This is a genomic window from Candidatus Macondimonas diazotrophica, from assembly GCF_004684205.1.
Taxonomy (GTDB): Bacteria; Pseudomonadota; Gammaproteobacteria; order UBA5335; family UBA5335; genus Macondimonas; species Macondimonas diazotrophica.
Window position 1 is genome coordinate 1 of record NZ_SRIO01000019.1, and the last position, 21,228, is coordinate 21,228.

A 21,228-nucleotide genomic window follows, 5' to 3' on the forward strand; every position below is an offset into this window, starting at 1 on the left:
GTATGTCTCGGGGGCTTCTACATCGAGGCGCGAGAGGCCAGTTCCGACGCCGTCAGCGGGGAAGACGATTCCCATGTACTGCGGGATTCTTGCGATCAGTTTCTCGACATCCTTGTCGATCACAGCCTTGTTGTGCTCGACAAGGATGTCGAGAAACTGATCGCGAGAGCCGGACATGTCCCGATTTCCGAGCAGGACTTCCGTGTCGCCCGGAAGGTCAGAGAGGTGTTTGATCAAATCCCCCGCTTTCATCAGTTCTTCCTCCGCTCTTTCAGAGGCAGGACGACAGCTTTGTCACCGAGCGAGGCCTTGAGGTCGGCAACGTGCTGAGTCGCACAGACGCTGTCCCGATACGGGTAGAGCGTGACCCATTTCCCGAACAGGCCGGTCTTGAATTCAACGACCCAAGCCGTGTCCCCATTCGGGAATGCGTCCTCGCGGACCCGGTAGCGGATCACGCGATCCGGTTGGACGATTGCGAGAAGAGGAAACATCACCATACCCTCGCCTCCGCTGCACGGATGTTCGAGGGATGGACGAACCGCATAGGAATCTGGCGGACGGATGAGAACCTGAAGCCTTCGAGATGGATAAGGCTTCGTTCGTAGTCCATCGCCCCGAACACCCGAAACGGGGTCCCGTCCGCATACTCCCCGATCATGGATCGTTCAGTCATGAACCGACAGCCTTCCTCCAGAAGGGTAGTCTTGGCGAAATGAATCCTGTCCGTGAGAATAGCGACTGGGTGGGTCGGAATGGCATCAACGACGCGTTGAGCCTCCTCAAGCGTCATTGTTGAGACAGGTTTGGCTTGCCTTGAGGCGCCCTCAACAGCACTTTTCAGTTCATCAACGAATGTTTGATCTGTCATTTTCGGTCCTCCTTTCACACTGCGTGCGGAGAACCAAGCATAAAAAACGGGCCAGCGCAAGGCTGACCCGTCATATTTTTCGAAAAATGTTAGGTTGACCTGACTTACGCGGTGCGCTTGACCCGCGTCACGGTCTCGACCGTCATCTCGTCATTCGTTTTCACCGGGACGTCTATTGTAGTCATATCGAAGGCTTTTTCAGGAGAGATCCCGCCATCCTTCTGTTTTCGGGCAACGGATGTCGCCACAGCCTGTTTGGTCTCGGTGAAGTATTGGACTTCTCCGACCTTGAGTAAGTCGACACGCTCGTACATGGCGAGCGGCTTGTGTTCGATAGGGCCGACGAGTTCGAGCAAAGTTGCCCGAATAGAGGGCGTGATCTCGACTGTCCTGTTCGCATCTGATGGCATGGACGTTCCTTTCTTCTATGGTCCCACTCTCGTAGTCCAGGGCGAAAGGCAAGTCCAGCGGGTCAGCCCTGGTCCAGTTCATCCTCGAAGGTCTTTTCGAATCCCCTGAGGATGTCTCCTATGGCTTCGTTGCGCTCCCTGCAGGTCTTGTAAGCTTCCACAAGGGCGACCTTCCAGATGGAATCATCCTTCGCGTCCGTGTCTTCCCCTACAGGGGCGAGCGGAACTTCAGGGCAGGTCAGGAGCCTATCCGGAATCTCCGGCAATATCACCCTGGTCTGCGTCACAGGTTTCGGGGTAGAGCAGGCAGTTAATGCGGCGATTGGTAGAACGAGACAGCTCAGGAAGAGTGTCGTTCTCCGTCTCCGGGGCGTTCTCGATGTCATCTATGATGTCCTCGACTTGTTCGTGAACGATGCGCTCACGCTCGATCACCCTTTCGGTAATGGTGTGGGTGAACTCCTTGGCTTCGACCGCTTTTCGGTTGAGCTTGATCTCCGTTTCAAGGGCGGCAACCTCCTTCCTGAGGCTGTCGATCTTCCGGTCCCGGAGATCGTTCTGCCAGTCCATGAACAGGATAAGTCCGATCATCAGGCCAACCTGGATCGTCCGGTTGTCCTTCACGACGGAAAAGGCACGCATCCCCCACTTGACGATAAACGCCCACATCAGACACGCCTCACAAAGTCGGAATGTACCCATCCCCGAACTGGGCTATCGTCCTTGTTGAAAATGACTTCGTACCAGTCTCGGTTCGATCCGATGATGATCACGGGCGTCTTCTTGGGAGCCTCGCTGATCTTCTCGGAATGGATGGACGGACCGGACCTGACATTCAGGCTTGAAGCTGTCACAATGCCGCGTTCCTTGGCCGGGATAAGGGGGTCCGAGACATCCGAACTGCGATCATCCAGGAACGCCTTGTACCGCGCCATGGGGAAAACCGGGCCTGGGTCGACTTTCCAGCCCCGTGTATCGATATCTTCGTGCCCGACAATATCAAGGATCGGATACCTCGACAGGAGTAGTGGCACGATCTCGTCGAGCGTAGCGAGCTGCTCATGTGTGTATCTGGGCCAGAACAGGTCTCCCGATCCTGCTTTGGGATATTGAACCATCTCGATTCCATCGACGAAATCTCTTTCTTCCAGGTATTGCCCAGACCATGTCCGGTACATACCCTGGTCGTTGGTTCGGCGCAGGAAGCCTGTATTGACGATCTCTATTCCAATGGAATGGTGATTGAGGCTGGTGAATCCCTTGTACGCGCTTGGGCCGGCGTGCCAAGTAACACGGTTGAAGGCCTGCATCGAGATCACCGACCCGTCCAGATCGATAATCAGATGAGAACTGGCCTTGCTCTTCCGGCTCTTGAACGTCCGTACAGCCTCATCTGCGGTCTTCGTCGCCGTATAGTGCATGACGATGAATCGTGGATTGCAGGGTCCAGAGCCGTTCGGGGTCTCTTCTCGGGTTACATTGTCACCGATAAGCCGGTGGAACTTGATATCAAAGTCGGGCATATCCTTTCTTGAGCTTGGCAGATTCCGGTTTAATGGCTCCAGTTGTGGACAGAATTATCCGAGCCATAGGATAATCCTTTGTCATGAATTCGGGAAGGGAGATTCCGGCGGCGTAAACTCGGCTGTGTACCTTGCTACACCTTTGGTGATTCGTATCTCATCAACGTCAAAACTGTCATTCTCCACCTGGATCGAGAAGGGAGCAGAACTGGCGTAAAAGCCATAATTAGTCGTACTACTCGCAACGACAACGCCATCATAGAACATGCGCAAAGTGCTCCCGTCGCCTGTGACGGCGAGATGTGCCCACGTATCCAGGGGGAGAGGTGCGTTCGGGATCATGTTCTGATTTGTTGATCCGTTGTGGGACCAACGAAAGCCCATCCGGTCGGGTGGAACTCCTAGAGTGCTGGATTCAAATCTCCAGGATCTCTGGCCCCCGGAGGTGACATACTTTTGAATAAAATTCGAAGTCCCTACAGATTCCCCTCTTCTCCTGATCCAGTATTCGATGGTAAACTCCCCCGACCCGAAGGAAAAATCTCCATCATCGGATTTGGTTCCCGAAGCAGTCAAAACCCCGCGCCTCAGTCTCCCCCCAAACTTACCACCCGAAATCTGCGCATCTCCACGGGAAAGCGTTATTGAGTTGGCCTGACTGCTCTCGTCACTGAGAATAGTCTGGTTTGAGTCTATGTTGTCGCAATGGCACAAAAACACAACTGACGAGAAGTGTTCGTCCCCCTGTCCGTAAACAGGATTGACTCGGCGTTGGATAGCGGAAGCAAGGAAACCGATCGGCATAGCCTCACTAATCCTCGCTGTTTGCGGCCAATAGCGCCTGATAAGCGGATACAGCTTCTTCCGTGTGAGCAGCGCTCACAATGTCTGCCAAACGACTGGCCGAGTTAGCATCAATCTCTGACACCGACATGGTTGCAGACAAGTAATCGTTTATCTGCGAAATCTTCAGCGCGGGAGTTTCCCCTGGATTGATTGTGAATCTGTGATATGGAGAACGCCCCCCAACCTCAAACTCTGTTTCTCCTACGACAACAGTTTTCAGAACTTGTACCTGGACGATGCCTGTGTCTAGGACTTCGATTTTTGTAATTTTGGACACGCTAAACTCCTGTCACTGTGAAAGTTATTGTGAAACGCACATTGATTTCTACGCCGGATGTCAAGGCTGACACAGCAGTATTGGAAGTCACTCCCACCCCCATCGGATCTCCACTCCGGAGCGAGAAAAAAGTATTCCCCGCTGAACTTTGCAGGATGGGAAGAGGGTCTACGAATGAGATCTTCTCCACATAGTTTAGAGCTATGTAAGAGACTTGGCCCGATGCGGTAAAAGGGCTTCCCCCAATCCTAACCGCCCCAGAAGCCGTAGAGAAGGTCGGAGTACACACTATTCGTCCGGTGACAGTCACCAGGTCCCCAATGCGGCGGTACTCTCCCGACTGAATGGAATAAGATACCGCCAAATCTCCGGGAGTGGCGCAAATTAACGTGGGCGTCCATGTTCCGGACTCGTGATCCAGGGCGGCGACGGAGCCAAGGCCGGCCACAATCTCGTCTATCGCCGCCTGTGCCTCATCCGCAGACAAACCAGATGTCGTGTTGTCATAGGCGACTTGCTCCGCGTCCAAGGCCCCGGACGAAGCGGGCTCTAGGTCCCCGGCAAGAACCCACGTATCTGTCGCGGTCTTGACCAGCGACACTACGGAGTTCTGCTCCCGCAGGGCGAGGCTCCCCGCCGATGGGTAACTGATCGTGACTCCCGACCCTTCCGCAAGCGTGGTCTGTCCTGCCCCTTTTTGATGCACGTTCAGGATCGTGCCGACATCGAAGGCGACAGAAGAGTTTGGCGGGACTGTGAGGGTGTTGACTGCACCGTTGTTCATGGCGACAAGAACGTCGTTCGCGTCGCCTATGACGAAAGTATATGTCGTCCCGGTCTGCTCATTCTCCGTCAGTGTGTTCGGGCCGCTCTCCGGCGCGTCAACGAACTCGATGCCGTCTTCCCCGGATGTCACCGCAAGAAGTTTTCCACCATGGCTTGAGTAGCTACCCGGAGCATCGTCGAGATCGGTGAAGTTCTCCGCTCCACCGTTGCCGTTGATTTCGGAGAACGACAGATTGGACGATCCGACTGTGATGGACCCTGTCGTCGTCAGGATGAAAAGCTTGCCGCCGTTTGCGGTGCCTTCCTCGACATAACACACCGCGCCGGTCGTCACCTCCGCATCTTCATCGAAATCGGTTGCCCGTGTCGGGGCACCGGAAGCGTTCACGGTATAGATACCGTTCTCGCTGGCAGAGGCCTGGTCCTGGACGAGAATCCGGTCACCGGTCGCTAGGGTCACGCCGTCTACGGTATCACCGTCCTCGAAATCGGACGCCAGGGTCCCGGCAGCGGTCGTGGCAGCCCTGACACTCTCCTTCCAGTCAACAACAGGAACTTCAGAGACGCCGACATCGACAAATTCGTATTCCCCCGCAGAATTGTTCCATGCGAGTGTCTGCCCGTCCTGCGACGGTCCCGGAGCGGTCGGCATGTCCGCCAGGTCGGTGATGTTCAGTGCGGTCGGATCGATGCCGAATGTGACCACTCCTCCGGATGCCGTTGCCGTGAAGAACGGATCGTCGAAGTCAAGCGTGGTATAGTTCTCCGAATTCGTGACATCAGACGTCTCGACCTGAATGACGGTCGCAACGAACTCTATTCCGTCCGGCGCAGAGTTTACACGAAGCTGCCGCCCCGCCGCGCTTGTGTATGCAGCTGGGACGTCTCCGAGATCGGTGAAGTTGGTGGCCGATGCGCCAGAAGCTGCGACGTAGAACGATGTTCCATCATAAACGATGATCGCTGTCGTCGACGGTTCCACGGCAAGTGACGCAGATCCGTCTGTGACATTGACGTTTCCTGTCCCGGCGTTCCGGATCAGGAACAGACGATTCGTAGTCTGGGTCCCTTCGTCCGTCGTGATCTCGTCTGGCACAGTGAGATTCGTGGTCGTTGTGTGACCGGAACACCGGAACAGGACGTAACGCGTGAACTGCGCCTGCGAAAGTTCGACAGCACCCTCGGTCAAGTCGACTTCAAGCGTACGGTTGATTGCCGCCTCAAGTGCGACAACCGCATCATTCGCCGTCAGATATGGAGAGTCCTGTGCTGGCGCGATCTGTTCAATCGCCAGATAGGGCGTTTGTGCCATCTTAGTTTACCTGTGGGAGAGTTCCTTTCATACTATAAAACTGACTTTTTGTCAAGATTTTTGGCCGACTCAGGCTTCGATCAGTTCATCCAGGACTCCTGGGAACCCGTCTCCGATCCGTCCCGAAATCTGACACACGGCCACATGGAGAATATCGGACCCAAGGGTGAAGGCATCCGTCGCCTGCATTGCAGCCGTGTAGGTGATCTCAGGAGAAGTCACAGTCTCCTTTCGGATGTACGTTGCTGGCACATCTCCTCCTGTGTGTGCTGACGCCAGGAAATACACATTGTAGCTCTCGTCTTCCTCGGAATTGGGCAAGGACGATCCGTCGCCAGTGAGCCAGTCCTGTGTCGCAAGCCGCTCACGCCGACTCCAGCTGAGGTCGATGTCAGACCCGTCCACTTCCGCTCGGATGTCAGCCGGCGCCCATGGTCGAATGGCATTGCCCTTGATTGTGTAGTCCGTCGAAACTGCCTCTTCCTGGTACTGGTTCTTGGAAACAGCGCGGTAGAAGAACTGGACGTCAAGCTCGGTATAATCGAACGGCATGATGTCGACCGCAAAGTCCTGAAGAGCGATGACCCTCGGCTTCGCACCGTGCGTCTTGACCGCCCATTCCGTTCCGAACATCCCTCGGCGAAGATGACTGACCTCCCACGTCCGGCTGTCGATCTGTGTCGCGTCCCGGTACTGGACGATCTCGTCGTCAATCAGGAGCATGTTCAGCCGCCCGGCCAGGAATTCGTCCTGTGTGATGGACACCAGTTCAACATCGCTCGTCTCGAACTTGATCGTGAGCGTTGTTCGGTCATCCGTTGCGAAAGTCCCGTTCGCCGGGATTTCGAGTGTGTGTGTGAGGGCGCCCCACGGAATGTCCTGATTCGCCACCTGCCACGGATCGTAGGTCAGTCCGTCCCCGGAGCGCTGAACCTCTGCAAACTTCCATCCGTCCGTCTCGGCTCCGACAGCCATGTAAACAGGAATGAACGACGTCCCAGCCGGCTCGTCCACCAGGGCGAGGATAGGAATATCCATCAGGAACAGGTAGCTGTCTATCGCGGAACCAATCGTTTGCGACGGTACGCCAGCTCCTGTTGAGCCTACAGCCGCAGACGAGAAAGTCTCCGGATACACGGCGACCGTCTCAAGCTCTGACTGGAACGCCCTGCCGAGATCAAAGGACGTGATCCTCTCGCGGAACACCCGGCCATCGTTCATCTCGATCTGGATGACATCTCCCGGATCGAGGTCCATGTGCCGTGGAAGCAGGGAGAGCTTCTTGCTCTCTTTTTCGATCCAGGCGGTGTAGAGAAGCTTTTCAGCCTGCTGTTTCGCGTCATCGGCAATGAGGACAATGGGCCACGAGAAGTTCGAGGAACGGGACGAGAAGTGCGTGGGGTAAGGGAACTGAGCGCGTTTTGCGCGCTGGTGTCCTTCCTGGTAGTCTCGATCGAGGTCGTGATATGTGATCTCAACCCTGGACGGAAGTTCGCTGTCTGCGGTTCTGACAAGGATGTAGCGCTGATACCCCTTGTCCCCGTCCTCGACGTCGATCAATTCGTCCTCAGAAATGGTCCTGACCGGATCACTTGACTTCATACTGAAGACCAGTCGACCGTCGCTCTCGCGACCGACGAAGTTATAGACAGTGGACAGGGTTTCCAGGAGGTCCTTTACGGTAGCTTCGGACGACTGAACAAAGCCATAAACCGTGTTTCCTTCCAGCTCCGTCGTCAGGTATTGCGACTCATCCAGCCCGGCGAAATCCAGGAGATCGGCGACGACATCCGCAAGGTCGGCGGCTGTCCGGTCTACCCTGCCTGTGAAAATGGTTGTGTAGCCATGTTCGTCGGTCGTCGTTATGATCGCGCCGTGTCGGTCATCGTAGAACTGATAGGCGTCTGTTGTCGGTTCGAGCGTGGCGTCAATGCCGGCAAGGTCGACATAGGTCAGCTTGCCGTCATAGACGCGACAAATGCAGAGAACGCCCCCATCGATCCACTGGACCTCGCCTCTCTGGATCACCGAATTGTCGATGCCGTAGGGGATGGCATTGTCAATACGGCGCGACCATCCTCTGTCTCTTTTCGTGACTGGGTAGAGCTGGATGGTCTCCTCGCCTACCTCGATCGAGTTCTCCGTCTCGATATAGGCGTCGGAACTGGTCCGGTCATTCAGACTGGGAGGAGTCTCGCGCCGAATGAAGATCTGTCCCTGATCCTCGTACCAGTAGACGATACAGTTGTCGCTCTCGCAGAAAACGAGGGATTCCGGATTGGGCTCGACATCCTCGACGATATTGAAGTCCTTGAACCCGCCAAGATTGCCATCAAGATCGATGCGCCATTCATGCATCACCATTTCTGTGATATTGTCGTCTTCCGACAGGGTTACGCACAGGCGACGGTTGTCGACCATAGGTCCGACAACGATCTGACGGCTGATATAGCCAGCAGGGTATGTGTCCGTGATCGTATCTTCGGTCGTGGTCCAGTCATCAGGATCGCCCTTAATGAGGGCAAGAGACGAATTTGTTCCGGAAACGAACCAGAACCCCTTATTGGTTTGCCCTTCGACATCGACTTCCACGTATTTCGCGTTGTCGATGGCCCCAATTCCTGAAGAGGAAATGCGTCCTACCTCGACACCCGTCGAGGCGTTGATGATGGAGATAGAGTGTGTACTGATCTGCCCAAGGATGAAATCCCCGTCTGTCGCATGGGGGACAAAACTCGTCGCGGCGTGCACGCTCTGGTTTACGGTTCCGTCTGAGCTTACAAAATTCAGGGGTGGGATCGGCCTGCGATCATCCAGTTCCTGACTCCTGTAGTGGATGCGGTACAGGACCCCGGACTCGACCACAAACGACCGGCGGCGGAGGGGGTCGACTATGGGTTTGTTGTCGGCGAACGCGGTTTTGCTCACTTCAGCGGCGACATGATCCAGGGCGTCGTAGACGATGACCTCTTCCTTGCCGCGTGAAACCTCGACCTCGATATCCGGGAGACGCCCCCCGAATTGCGTCGTCTCATACTCGTCGAGAACGATATAGGCGATGCCCCGGTAGGCAGGGCACGATCCTTCTATCCCTGTTTTCTCATCCGTGATCTGTGCAATCTTGGGATCAGGAAGCTGGTCTTCAGAGCCGGGGTAATACCGGATAGGAGACCCAAGGCGTGCGCTTGCCTCGTCGAACGAGGCTCCAGTATCCCCGCCGACATATCCTTCCTTGTTGTTCCGGGTAACGTCATAGATGAGTTTTCTGTTCGCCCAAATCCTGAGGATGGCGTCTTGCTGTCCCTGGGCAAAGGCAATGGCTGCGGATGTGTAATAGGCATAGGTCGTTTCCTTGACCGTCGGCCCCAGGCCGAGAAATCCGGTTTTATGCTTGGTTGTCGTCTTGACTTCCCGTGTGTCAGACTGGACCAAAACTTTTCCAGGCAATCTTGAGGAACCATAGGTTCGGGGGAGGACGTCACCATACTGAGACTTGAGTTGGTGATCCAGCGCCAGACGCGGGCCTTCCTGCTCAATAGTCGTCAGTGCGCCAAGGATTAAGTTGGCACCTTGAGAAATAGCAAGAGGACTCAGAAAATCCATGGTCTACCGGCAGAAATCGCCGATCTCGGCAATTCTGGATTCATAAGGAAAAGGAGATGACAGAGGTTCTTCGACAACCATTCCGACACCTGGGAGATTGCTGGCGTGGATGACGTACCAGCGGTTGTCCTTGAACGACATGATGCCAAAATGGGCGGACTCGTTTCTCTGCCTCATGAGGACGACAGCGCCCTGAGCCCTGAAGTCCCGCCCTCTGACGACAAAGTTTGTCAGAAACTTCGGAAAGAAATACTTGAACGTAGCCTTGCGGCCATAGTCGACATAATCCGGAAGATAGAAGCCGCACGCCTTCGCAACTCGGACAGGAAGTCCGTAACAGTCAATGCCAACAGAACGGCGACCATGCAGCTCAAAAGGAGCACCCTTAAGCGCACGGGCATATCGAACAATTTCCGCTCTTTCATCACTGCTGGGCGTAGTAGGACTCGATTGCATCATCTCCTGGCAGATCAGGTTCTCCTCTGAAGTTAATGACATTGTTGAACTTGTCTCTGCAGGTCTCTCGTCGCTGGTCGCATCCCGCCTGCAACATCAGGAAATCCCCGATTACAGGTATTTCCGACTGAGGAAGCCAAAGCTCGATGTCGTAGACATCATTCTCGCCGCCTTCATAGTCCACGTCTTTCATTTCCGTGGCTCGGCCCTTATTGGCGCCCTCGGTCCATTCGACGATCCCACTATTGTACCACGTCGTGTTCGACCTTCCCCTTGTGTCGCCGATGACGATAGCTCGAAAATTCGCCCTATCCGTTCCCTGAAGGACGATTGCCGGTACGCGCCACGCCGACATGATCATGAACTTCGCCGATCCATCCGTGATCTCGGTTCCGACCGGCTGGTCGTAATCCGGCGAAGAACTCGCGGTTGTTCCGCCTTGTGTGCACAGAAGATACTTCCCGTCGAAATCCAGTTCCGAACTGAGATCTTCTGTCAGGCCGATGATCTTGGTCTCCGCGAAGGCCCATTCCCCATCCACCGTCGCCGGTCCTGTGTCGCCCTGAATGATCGCTGTTCTAACCTTGCGCGCTCCAGAGGGGATTCCCTTATAGACAACCGCTACGCGGAAGAAGTAACTCCCATCCCACTCTGTTGGAGCCAGGTTCGCCGCGATATTGGTCTCGTCTATGACGGTTGCGACAACATCGTCCTCTTCATCAAGGATTTCAACACGCGCGCCCATCGGTTCAGCGCCGTCTGCTCTCGGGCAAAAGAAACAGGAAAAATAAAGCCAGCATTCCCCTCCGTCGAGGTCGTCTGTCGTTATTCCTTCAACAGCAAGATCCCTGGTTTGCGATGTCTGGTTGGAATTGAACGTGGATTCCATGTAGGCAGGAACATAATCAGGAAGTCCCTTGTATCCTTCCGAAATTCGGACAACACGAAGACCGCCGACAGAATTCCATCCCTCCGGCCCCTGACCAAGCGAATATGAATCCCCGATGCTGAGAGAAAGGTCCCCGTTGACGAGAAGTTCGTGGACCCCTCGGACCCCGAGAGTCCTTGTCCGGGTCCTCACAGACTGGCCTACTGTGTAATCTGTCTCGCGTTCGATCTCGTCGATAAGGATGGCTACCTTGCACTTGGAATCCCCGAGATCGGCTCTGCATTCGGGAGAAAGAATCGTTTCGATCGAGGCAGAGAGCTTGTCCGCAAGACCTAGCAGGTCCGTTGTGAACCCCGTCCCTTTTGAGAGCGGCTTGATCTGTCCGAGCCAGCCGGCCTTGAGTTTGATCGGCCCGAACCCGTCCGGGTCTGTGTAGTTGACAACAAAGACTTCGACAGCGGCGTAATCAAACTTCCCGTTCTCCAGGTCGCTCCTGGAGAACAGCCCGGAATTGAGAACCGCGAACATCTCGACATTGTCCGGCGTGAGTTCGATGTCGTTCGCGATGGCCGTTCGATCATAGGTGTCCTTCGCGTTGTAGGTGTCCCCATCGAAGACAATATCCGTCGAATTGTCCGTAAGGTAGAACACTTCACCGTCGGTCCGGCTGATCTTCCAACAGGTACACAACTGTGTTGTCGTTCCATCAAGGTGCTCCCTCATCGCGGATGAAATCGTCTTCATATCAGGTCACGACCTCCTCGTCCGGATGGACCTCGATGACAGGAATCGACGAGATCGAATTCTGATTGAAATTGTCCCACGAGACCGGAAGGGAATCGATGTCGAACCGAACAGGAACGTCGAACTCGAAGTAATCGATAGAGATAACGTCCCCACCCGTTCCACTTCCGGTGAACGTGAAGATTCCGGTGTCGTAATCGAGCGACCAGTCTTCAGGATCAAGTTCGACGCCGTTCTTCTTCACACCGAGAACCGTTCCGTCGACAATCTTCGACAGGACCCGGTCATATGTGCTGGCATCGTCTTCGTACCGCTTGAAGAGCTGGAACTCCTCCTCTCCTCCGTCAGAGAGGATACCGATGTTCTGCTCGACAACCTTGTAGTCGCCCCAATCCTTGAACCGGAAAGAGTACGCCCGGGCGCGTCTGGCGTAGAAGAATTTGATGACCGCGTGCATCTCCTCTTCCGTCTGGATGCCGTATTTCAGGTCGTACTCTGCGCGTGAACGTGCCCACTCCTGGTTACGCTGCTCCTTCCCGGACCCTGCGGTGATGACAGACGTCTTGAAGCCAGGCCCACCTAACGAGCCATAGCTGATCTGTGTCGGAAGACGCACATTATGAAAGGACATCGTTTCTCTGAGCCATTTCAGGTTAGATTGACATTACTTGACAGGCTATAGCTTGGCAAACCTGTCTTGGCAGGTCAGGCAGCCGACCGGAGGGACCGAACGGCCCTTGCGCGAAGTTGGTGCTCGGACCTTCGGAAAGCGTTCGGGTCCTCGGCGTTGACGTTAAAGGTGACATTCTGATTCACCACTTGCGAGCTTCCGCCGCCGCCTTCCATCTGGACTGGAACATAGCGACCACGCGAGAGTGGGATCACCGCCTCGTCGTCGTGCAGGACAGCCGGGCGTTCGCCGGAAGACGTACTCGCCGTGCCCATTGCGTATCTCGGCGCATTCAGGAAGGCCGAGGCCGGAACGAGGCCATGCTTGACCGCTTCCGTGGAGTAGCCGCCTTCCTCGAAGAAGCCCGAGAAGAAGGACCCTGCAGATGACCAGAATCCACCCCCACCGCCGCCTCCAGTTGACGATCCTGTCTTCTGGGCCTTGGCGCCTGACGTGGACGAGGACGATCCGCCGCCCATGCCCCCCATGCCGCCGAACATGTCTCCCATGCCGCCCATTCCACCGCCGCCTCCGCCAGACGCGCCGATGGCCTCGATGGTCGCCTTTCCGATATCGACAATGATCTGTGTCTGCTGCTGGATTGCCGCGACAATCGGGTTTGAGGAGTATTTGATGGCGCCCGTTTCCGGGTCTTTCATGTCCGCGATCCCGCCCGCAAAGGTGCCGGCATTGTTGCCGATTTGCGCGCCCATCTCCCAGTTTCCGTAGTAGGCCCCGACAATCGCGCCGATGGTCGTGCCCGCCGTCTGCAGCCAGTCGCCTGTAGAGGAATCCCCATCAGCGTGGGACGAGGCTGCGTCTCCGAAGGCCGCATATCCCGCGCCGTCGCCCATGGACATGGTGCTGGTGTCCGGACCTTCGAGCAGCATGCCGCCTTGTCCGGCGGACGACACTTTATTCCTTCCGAACATGCCTGCATTGGCTGCAACCCCTGCGGACGATCCGCCGAAGAAGGCATTCTCCTCGAAAGCGCGCCGAAGAAGGAACAGTTGATCGACAATCGCCTGGTCGCCACGCGTGAACTCGTCATCGCAGCAGCACAGACCGTGCCCCTGGCTACTGGCCTCGGCGAACATCTGGTTCTCGCCTTCCCCACCGAGGATGGTGGAAAGAAGCTGACCGGAGGAGTTTCCCTGCTTGTTATCGAAGAAGGACCCGACAGTGCTGATAATGCCGCCGAAGATGCCTCCATTGTTGAAGGCCTTTGCTCCGTTTGCGCCCATGACCGGGGCGGACGACCCGCCGCCGGTCAAGGCGTCCCGGATTTCGATCAGCTTCTCGACAATCGCCGTGTCGCCTTTCGACAGTCCATTCGGGGCTTTTTCCTTGTTGTATCCGGAAATGATCGACGAAATCGTGTTGCCTTGGACGCCGTCGAACAAGGACATGACGCCGTCCTTGGCAGCGCCCATAAGACCGCCTTTGTCTCCGAGGCCGACGACCTGGTACAGTTGCTTGGTGAAAAGCTCGCCAGCCGCCTGAGCCGATTCGTCCCTGATCGCTGTCAGGAATTCGGTCAGTTCGAAATCTCCTGTCGCGAAGAGTTTGCCGAAGGAGGCTGCCAGTTCGTCGCTGATCGTGACGGCCAGGTCGCTCATGGCCTCGTTGAGATCGCGCGCCTCGTCGACCCACTTCCGGAAGCCCTGCGGATTCTCCAGCTGGTCTTGCGCGGCGACGAGACGCGTGACTTCCTCGACCAGGTCACGGGTGATCGTGACGCCGGCTTCTTCGAGCTTGTTGATCTGGTCTCGCACGGCCTCATAGCGGCGAGCGGTCCGATCACTCATCCTCAGGATCATGCCCTGTTCGGCATACTCCTCACGCATCTTCCGGACAGGATCGAGTGCGTCTTGGTGTTCCCGGTTCAGTTTCTCGACAGCGGCGCGATACTCGTCCCCAACGAGGATGCCAGCCTGTTGTGCACGATTCAGGGTGTCCAGTTCCTTTTCGTACTGCTCAGTCGCTGCTGCCAGTGGATCGAGTTGCTGGGCCAGCTCGCGATACCCGGTTACGGCATTGCGAGGATCGAGGGCGTCGCGATACTGTGCGTCGAGATTGGAGAGCATCCGGTCGCGTGAAGCGCCCGGCTGTGTGGCATCGAGAACCGCCTGGCGGTCGAGGTCGTAATCACGGCGCGCGGCTGCTGACGGATCAAGATTGTCCCGGATATTTCCAAAACGCTTCAGGCTCTCTTCGAGCCGAAGCTTCTCGGCAAGTTCTGCGTTCTCCTCGGCCTGTGCCTCTGCGTTCTCCCGGCGAAGTTCAGCCATGACCTCGTAATAGCGCTGCATCCCGGGAGACATGTCCATGGTCTCCCGAAGGGCCGTAATGTTGCGTTCGGTCTCCGCCACAAGGGCACCAACCGGATCGATCTGGGCCTCATACTCCCGGCGAAGATTGATCTGCGCCTGACGCAGTTGTTCATCGTTGATCAGGTGATCTTCGCGGGCCTTCAGGAGGCGCTCCTCTGCCACGGCAAGCTCTTCCCGAGCGGTCTTCATCGGAAGGGTTTGCTCGATCAGCTTCGTGATGCTGGTGAGTTCCTTCTGGGCATCTTTTCGTCCGGACCCGTCATAGTCGTCCGTGAAAAGGCGGAGATTTGACGTCTCGGCGTCAGGGGTCGTCTGAGGACGGCCCGTCATGTGCGCGATACCTGCGGCGAGTGTCGCCTGTGTTCTTTCGCGTTGTTCTGACCGCTGGGCGACACTGACCGCGTAATTCCCGACCGTGTTGTCAACGAAATTCTGGGCGTAGTCCCGCCCGGCAATGCTCTCCATGCGATCCGCAGTCAGGCCTGCAAGCCTGCCCTGCGCCGCTGTAGCCTGCTGGCGAATGGAGACGAAGTTCAACGGATTCTGAAGCGTCTCGATAAACGCCTTGAACTCGATGCTCATGCTCAGGATGGCGGCTTTCACGGTCGTTGCCATGAGGTCGAAGCCGCGCATAACGAGATTGATCGGCGTCTTGACGGACGACCAGATCAGGGAGCCGAACGAGGAGAAGTCATAGCCTGCACGTTCGAGCGCACCTTTCAGGAATTCGAAGACCGGACGTGCGAAGGGGACGATGTCCAGAAGAGTGAAGGTGAACCTGTCAATCCATTCGATGGCGGCTGAAACAGCGCCGACGATGTCTTCCCAGACCACTTTCATGATCGTGCCAAGCCGCGCGGCGTGCCCTCCGATCTCGATCATCCGGTTGCGATTGACATAGAGGAGCGCTGCTAGGGTTCCCAGCGCGACGACAATGGCCCCGATCCCGGTCGAGATCAGCGCAATCTTGAGGAAGTTCGCGCCCGCCGCAGCCGCCCGGAATTTGCCGGCCAGATTGACCAGTCCGCTCGCCATGACACCGATGTTCGCGGCTGACTGGATGATGTTGGCGCCGAGGTGGAGGGCCTTGTAGGCAATGACAACCACAATGACCCTCTTCAGAGCCTCGCGGACTTTCTCCATGTTCTCGATCATCCAGACAAGAGCATCCGCCCCCATCCGGACAGCGCGGCCAAGCCCCTGTCCCAGTTGCACGGCAAACGCCTTGAACTCGTCCGTCTGCATCGCGACCACGAGCTTGTCGAAGGCGATGCCGAGTTCATACAGGAAGCCGGAATCTGCAACCGTCTTCTTGAAGAAGGTCCATTCGTTGCGCAGTCGGTTGAGCGCCACGTCGGGGCGCTTCAGGGCGTTCTCAAGCTCCGGACCGTAGGTTTCCTTGAGCACCTCGGCGAAGCGCTGCATGGCCTCGACAGACTGGATGCTGCCAGCCTTCAGTTCTTCATTCAGTTTGGCCTGGGCGGCTTCCATGCCCTCGGTCGCGACGAGGGTCGGGTACAGGGCCTTGGCCATGGCCTGGAACGCGCCGGGCAGGCGTTCAGCCAGCTGGCGACGAAGTTCTTCCGACGACAGAACGCCCTTGGACACGATCTGCTCGATGGCGAGGAAGGCCAGCTCACTATCCTCGGCGTTCGCACCGAGAACCGTCAGAGCGCCCGACGTCGCTTCGAAGATGTCGCGCGCTTCGCCGACCGTGAGGCCGGACTGACCTGCGGCGGCAACGAACTTGGAATAGCGCGGCAGAACTGCGTCAATCGCGCCGCCTGTGCGCTGGATCATGGCGATGGCCTGATCCATTTCGGCATTGGCGGCTTCCTGGGAGCCGGTAACAACCTTAAGGGCGGAATCCGCCTTAAGGTACATCACGGAAGTGTCGTAGATGCTGCGCGCAATCGAACCAAGCGCCAGCGATCCGAGCATTGTGCGGAACAGCGAGCCAGCGTGGTAGGAGAAGGAGAAGGCATTCTCCAGGCCGCGCAGAGAATGCGTCAGGCCGTGCACCTGCCTTGTGGTGCGCCCAATTGGCAGATTGGTCATGCCACGGCGCAGCAGACCAAAGCCACGCGCCGCGCGGGAAGAGGCTGCCGTAATACGGTCAAGCCCCGCAGCCATCACCCCGAAATCCTTGCGCAATTTCACGCCGTTGATCGCGGCCATGAACTCCTTGAAGCGCTCGATTTGGGATGTGGTCGGGGGCCTGAACGTCTTGAACGACGTGCCGAGTGACATGAGACCTGAGCCGAGCCCTCGGGGGACAACGACGCGTTTCAGGATGTCGAAGAAACGGGCCATCCGACCGATCTGCTTGTCAGTCGGGGGTCGGATGGTCTTGAGGGCGATACCGAGCGCAGACAGCTTCACAATGTCTGGAGACACGCGGAAGGCGCGCAGCATCTGAAAGAAAAGCCCGAGCTTCTCCAGTCCTTGTGGTTTGAGGCTCGCAATGCCTGTGACAGCGGTTTTCAGGGTTCGGAGATGCTGGGCAGCGCCCCCCAGCTTGTCGAGCGACATGGCCGCATCGGCGACCCGGCGCAGATTGTCCCCGCCTTTCCCGCCATTGACCTTGCCCAATTCAGTCACGGCCTTTGCCATGTTCCGAACGCGTGTGATGGCCGAGGCGCTAGGCCCTTTAAACCGGCTCAGTTCTGCGAGGTCGCGTACAAAGGCGGTCATCCCCCGGTTCGAGAACCTGACGCCCGCCAGGCTCCGAAGCTGGCGTGCGATCTTCGTGAAGTCCGCGCCTCCGACGGCTCTGGTAAGCTCCTTGAAGTCGTCCGCAGTCCCCCGGATATTGGCCTTGGACTGAGCACGGATAGTCTGAACAGCACGAACGAATTGACGCGCGCCAGCTTCTGCCTGGCGCGCGTCAATCGCGTACTTCATCGTCTTATCGGCCACAGCCGGTTACCTCTTGGGAGGGGTCTTCTTTCCTTTGTTCTTGTTCTTCGCCTCCTCTCGCTTGCGCTTCTCGGAAGCATCCGCGAGGAACTCGTCATCAAGCACGGCAATAAATCTGAGCAGGTCTTCACGCTCTTCCGATCCCCAGACGGAGAGCAGGTCGCAGTAGGCCTTTATTTCAGAGGGAGGAATGGCGCAGGGCGCCGAAAACCCAGGCGGACGCCGCCGGTCGAGGTAGACAAATGCTTCCCAGATCCAGCGAAGATCCTTGTGGAGTTCGGGGCGGTCATCGAGGGTCTTGAACGACCGGCCTTCTTCTTCAGCCAGCTTCTGGAGCCAACTGCTCTTTCTTGCGGTGGGCTTTAGGCTCCACCGCAAGAAGTCGGTTAGTTTTTTACCGAACCCTCGTCGAGAGCGGCCTTGAAGGTGTCGCGGTCAAGCGCGACGGCGGCGACCTGGTTGCGGAAGTCCGGAAGGTCCTTGAGAACTTTCAGTTTGGTTTCCGTGGTGCACTCCAGTGGCTCGCCGTCCGGGCCGGTCGCGCCTTCCCAGTCGACAATGATCGCCTCGGCAATCACGCGCTCGGTGATGTTCTCCAGGTCCTCGTCCGGAATGGAGCCGCCGCTGCGCAGAAGACCGGTATAAGGCTTCTCCAGACGGGTGCGGACGGCCTTGGCTTGCGGGCACGAGAACCGTCGGAGTTTCAGTCGCAGGTTCGGGCCGAACTCGACCCAGGTGCCTTCGGTTTCGGCGGCCTTGTTGGTAGCGTAGGTATCGTAAAGAGACATGTCGGGTAACCTCTTTGTCTATCTGGTTGGGAATGGTGGCAGGACGGCCCGACCCCGTCCCGCCACCTAGCCGCGCGGCTATTTCGGGATGATTTCGGGGTCGGGGGAGGAGATAGCCCCGCAGGAGTGCTTCATGGAGAAGCGTGCGAGGGACGTTGACGCCACCGGACTGTATCGTGGCCACATAGCGCTGAACGCAGTCCGCCGTGCAGGGAGTCCGGTGAGGTCTTTGTCCCGGTTGCTTGAGTTGCCCGAAGGATTCAGAGGCAGGTCCGGGGGATACTACTTGGTCAGGCTTGAAACCCTTCCAGAAATTCTGCGGCTTTTCTAAGCCTTGTTGGGTCGTCTTTCATGTGTCCAAGAGCAAGGTTGCAGTGATTACAAAGAAGCGCTCTCTTTCGTCCAGTCTCGTGACAATGGTCGGCTCTGGGCTTCTTGCTCTTGGGGCCGTCCAGTTCCATTTCAGTCTCACAGATGGCGCACTTTCCATCCTGTGCCTTGAAAGCCTCGACGACTTCATCATTACTCCATCCAGAATAGTTCTTTCTGTAGTAGGCTGACGAGCATCCGTGACACTTAGAGACAAGACCATCTTTCGACGTTCGGCTTCGGTGAAACTCCTGTGCTGGTTTGGTCTCTCCGCACTCTTTGCAGGCCTTGGTTTTAGGTATTCTGTCCTCGGCCCGCTTCGCTGCCCATTCTCTTTTGTAAGTATTGCGGCAGACCTTGCATTTACTTCGCCGTCCTGTTTTGCTACCATTGTGAACGTTAAAGTCCTCTTTGGGCTTCCACTGTTCACAGGTCACGCATTGAAACAGGCCCTCGGGCACATTAGGCAGTCGGTGCTTTGATCGACGAGAATCGATCACGCTGGAACTGGCAGTTCGTGGCGGGGTCGCGCTGGGCGGTGAACTCGATGGGTTCGAGAACGTCCTGATCGATGCCGCCCGGCGTGATGTCGTCGCTGGTGAACTTCACAGCCGGGATGGTCGTCCAGTAGACGTTGCCATCAATGTCCTGGAAGTCATAGGCGAGCGAGACCGTGTCGTGGGCGACGAAATGGTCATACATGGCGCCGTCTTCGAAATAGGCCGTGACCGTTCCGGTCAGGTTGAACCGACCGGTCCCGATGCCGCGAGCGAACTTCGATCCGACCGCGTTCTGGGCGCGCAGGTTTGCCTCGCCCGTGACGGAGATCGATTGCACGGCGGTCGCGAGAAGCGCTCCGTCCTTGTAGAGATCGCCGACATTGGTCGTGGCATTGATCACTTCCGTGGTCGGGGCTTCCAGCGGCGTATAGGGAGACGTGCCGAGAAGCGTGGAGGTCCGGCGAGAGGTTGCGCGGCCCATGAAGGAGAAGGAGCCGGTGACGATGGCGCCGGAGGCGACTTCCTCGTTGAAGGAGCCCACGCGCATGCCGTCGCGAACGAAGACCTGCCCGATGTCAGTGTAGTGCTCTTCGATGGTGAAGCTCTGCGGCGTGATGTCGTCGATTTCGCCCGGGTTGCGGAGCATCGACCCCTTGATGGTCACGGCATCGCCGGCAGATACAGCGTCGACGGTTTCCGAAACCGTGATCTTGTCATCGGTGAGCGCCGACACGGTGAAGAAGCCGCGAGCACCCGCAGCGCCGTTCGCGAAATCCGTCGTGGTGATCGCGGTGCCGGCCTCGTCCTCCGTCAGCGCGCCGCCTTCGGAGTTCAGGTTGTTGATCGTGACAGTGTCGGTATCGTCCGACACCGCCTTCACATTGATGAGGCCGAGCGCATAGTCTGCCTGAATGGCGGCGGCGAGGTCGTTGGCAGCTTCCTGGACATCGGCAGCGGCGCCGAGATCAACCACGCCTTCAGGAACGGTGCCGGCATACTGGTATGTTCTGGAATTCATCCCGTCCGAAACAGTCACGGAATCCCCGGCAGCAGGGGCGCTGCCGAACACGTAGGTGCCTTCCTCGAAACCGAGGCCCTCGACAAAGATACGCTGACCGATGGCCAGCTGGCCCGCAGCGATTGCCGAAGCAAAGACGCCTGTACCTGTGAACCCGTCCGCAACAGCGGCCACGGTCGTGTTGTTCAGGACGATCACGTCATTGGCGTCCATGACCTTCGTGTAGCGGGACGCGGCCTCGATGGTCAGGCTTGTTTCAACGGTCGTGACCGTAGTCACGCCAGAGGAAAAGGCGACGGACTCGACTTCGAAATAACCATTATTGCCCGGGGTCGCGAAACCTTCGGTCTTGATCCGGCGACCCACGGTGAAATAGTCGGAGAAATCGCCGCCATTGATGGCAATACCGTCAGTCGCGGTAATGGAAACCTGTTCACCTTCCCAGCGGTCGAAGGACATCGGTCGAGTCCAGGCGCCGAGGACAAAGGCTTCGAGGAACTCGTCATGCGAGCCCGAGGAGAATTCGGTGGAAATGTCGCCGGCAGAGCCCGCCTGGACCTCGATCACATTCGAGACCATGCGGTCGGCTCGGATTTCGTCCGAGACCACGGTCTCTTTCGATGCCGTCAGGGATGAGGAGGTCAGACGGACCTCGCGGGGTGTGCCCGAGGAAGGTGTTTCGCCCCAGGTGGACGTGCCCTCCTTCAGGAAGCGGGCGATATAACGGTTGCTATCGGCGAACGTATTTGCCAAGGCGGGACTCCATGGGGTGTTGTCTGGGCGGCGCTACGACCGACACCCCCGGTGTCCGTCCTTTCATCGTGCAGGAAAAAGCTTTTTCGAGGCAGGTAAACTGACTCGATGATGGGTGAACCATACAGTAAAACACCCGAAAAGTCAAGCTAACCGGGCAC

Annotated in this window: 19 protein-coding genes; all 19 read right to left on the minus strand. The window is 57.2% G+C overall.

Annotated elements, in window-relative coordinates:
• Nucleotides 1-252 (minus strand): DUF7831 domain-containing protein (locus tag E4680_RS11760; protein ID WP_479688848.1); only part of this gene is annotated, 252 nt, incomplete at its 3' end.
• On the minus strand, nt 252-500 hold the full coding sequence (locus E4680_RS11765; protein ID WP_135282616.1) for a hypothetical protein: 249 nt from the start codon (nt 498-500) through the stop codon (nt 252-254). The genes E4680_RS11760 and E4680_RS11765, both read right to left, overlap by 1 nt.
• Nucleotides 494-871 carry a hypothetical protein gene (locus E4680_RS11770; protein WP_135282617.1) on the minus strand — a complete coding sequence of 126 codons (378 nt, stop codon included), beginning with the start codon at nt 869-871 and terminating at the stop codon, nt 494-496. Before E4680_RS11770 ends, E4680_RS11765 begins: the two co-directional genes overlap by 7 nt.
• Before the next feature lie 104 nt (nt 872-975).
• The gene (locus E4680_RS11775) at nt 976-1,281 is read right to left on the minus strand and encodes a hypothetical protein (protein WP_135282618.1); all 306 of its coding nucleotides are present in this window, start codon (nt 1,279-1,281) and stop codon (nt 976-978) included.
• Between the two features lie 62 nt (nt 1,282-1,343).
• Nucleotides 1,344-1,547: a hypothetical protein gene (locus tag E4680_RS11780; protein ID WP_167792493.1), complete on the minus strand. Its 204-nt coding sequence runs from the start codon at nt 1,545-1,547 to the stop codon at nt 1,344-1,346.
• Nucleotides 1,528-1,950 (minus strand): hypothetical protein, encoded by a 423-nt coding sequence (locus tag E4680_RS11785; protein ID WP_135282620.1) that lies wholly within the window; start codon nt 1,948-1,950, stop codon nt 1,528-1,530. The genes E4680_RS11780 and E4680_RS11785 overlap by 20 nt, the downstream gene beginning before the upstream one ends.
• Complete coding sequence (locus E4680_RS11790; protein WP_135282621.1) at nt 1,950-2,804, minus strand: N-acetylmuramoyl-L-alanine amidase; 855 nt, start codon at nt 2,802-2,804, stop codon at nt 1,950-1,952. Before E4680_RS11790 ends, E4680_RS11785 begins: the two co-directional genes overlap by 1 nt.
• A gap of 81 nt (nt 2,805-2,885) precedes the next feature.
• Nucleotides 2,886-3,608 (minus strand): LamG domain-containing protein, encoded by a 723-nt coding sequence (locus tag E4680_RS14655; protein ID WP_135282622.1) that lies wholly within the window; start codon nt 3,606-3,608, stop codon nt 2,886-2,888.
• Nucleotides 3,609-3,615: 7 nt separating this feature from the next.
• A complete protein-coding gene (locus tag E4680_RS11800; RefSeq protein WP_135282623.1) occupies nt 3,616-3,927 on the minus strand; it encodes a hypothetical protein in 312 nt (103 codons plus the stop codon).
• Nucleotide 3,928: 1 nt separating this feature from the next.
• The gene (locus tag E4680_RS11805) at nt 3,929-6,025 is read right to left on the minus strand and encodes a phage tail protein (protein ID WP_135282624.1); all 2,097 of its coding nucleotides are present in this window, start codon (nt 6,023-6,025) and stop codon (nt 3,929-3,931) included.
• 69 nt (nt 6,026-6,094) lie between these two features.
• Entirely contained in the window at nt 6,095-9,457 is a 3,363-nt protein-coding gene (locus E4680_RS11810) for a phage tail protein (RefSeq protein ID WP_167792494.1), read from the minus strand.
• Between the two features lie 174 nt (nt 9,458-9,631).
• Nucleotides 9,632-10,084, minus strand: a complete 453-nt coding sequence (locus E4680_RS11815) for an NlpC/P60 family protein (RefSeq protein ID WP_135282626.1) — start codon at nt 10,082-10,084, stop codon at nt 9,632-9,634.
• Nucleotides 10,053-11,717 (minus strand): DUF2163 domain-containing protein, encoded by a 1,665-nt coding sequence (locus E4680_RS11820; RefSeq protein ID WP_135282627.1) that lies wholly within the window; start codon nt 11,715-11,717, stop codon nt 10,053-10,055. The genes E4680_RS11815 and E4680_RS11820 overlap by 32 nt, the downstream gene beginning before the upstream one ends.
• A gap of 1 nt (nt 11,718) precedes the next feature.
• On the minus strand, nt 11,719-12,348 hold the full coding sequence (locus E4680_RS11825) for a DUF2460 domain-containing protein (protein ID WP_135282628.1): 630 nt from the start codon (nt 12,346-12,348) through the stop codon (nt 11,719-11,721).
• A 74-nt stretch (nt 12,349-12,422) separates the two neighbouring features.
• Complete coding sequence (locus E4680_RS11830) at nt 12,423-17,639, minus strand: tape measure protein (protein ID WP_135282629.1); 5,217 nt, start codon at nt 17,637-17,639, stop codon at nt 12,423-12,425.
• A 6-nt stretch (nt 17,640-17,645) separates the two neighbouring features.
• The gene (locus tag E4680_RS11835; protein WP_135282630.1) at nt 17,646-18,017 is read right to left on the minus strand and encodes a phage tail assembly chaperone; all 372 of its coding nucleotides are present in this window, start codon (nt 18,015-18,017) and stop codon (nt 17,646-17,648) included.
• Between the two features lie 8 nt (nt 18,018-18,025).
• The gene (locus E4680_RS11840; RefSeq protein WP_135282631.1) at nt 18,026-18,427 is read right to left on the minus strand and encodes a hypothetical protein; all 402 of its coding nucleotides are present in this window, start codon (nt 18,425-18,427) and stop codon (nt 18,026-18,028) included.
• A 290-nt stretch (nt 18,428-18,717) separates the two neighbouring features.
• Entirely contained in the window at nt 18,718-19,296 is a 579-nt protein-coding gene (locus tag E4680_RS14660) for an endonuclease VII domain-containing protein (RefSeq protein ID WP_422666680.1), read from the minus strand.
• Nucleotides 19,259-21,067 carry a phage tail tube protein gene (locus tag E4680_RS11850; protein WP_135282632.1) on the minus strand — a complete coding sequence of 603 codons (1,809 nt, stop codon included), beginning with the start codon at nt 21,065-21,067 and terminating at the stop codon, nt 19,259-19,261. The genes E4680_RS14660 and E4680_RS11850 overlap by 38 nt, the downstream gene beginning before the upstream one ends.
• Nucleotides 21,068-21,228: the final 161 nt, after the last annotated feature.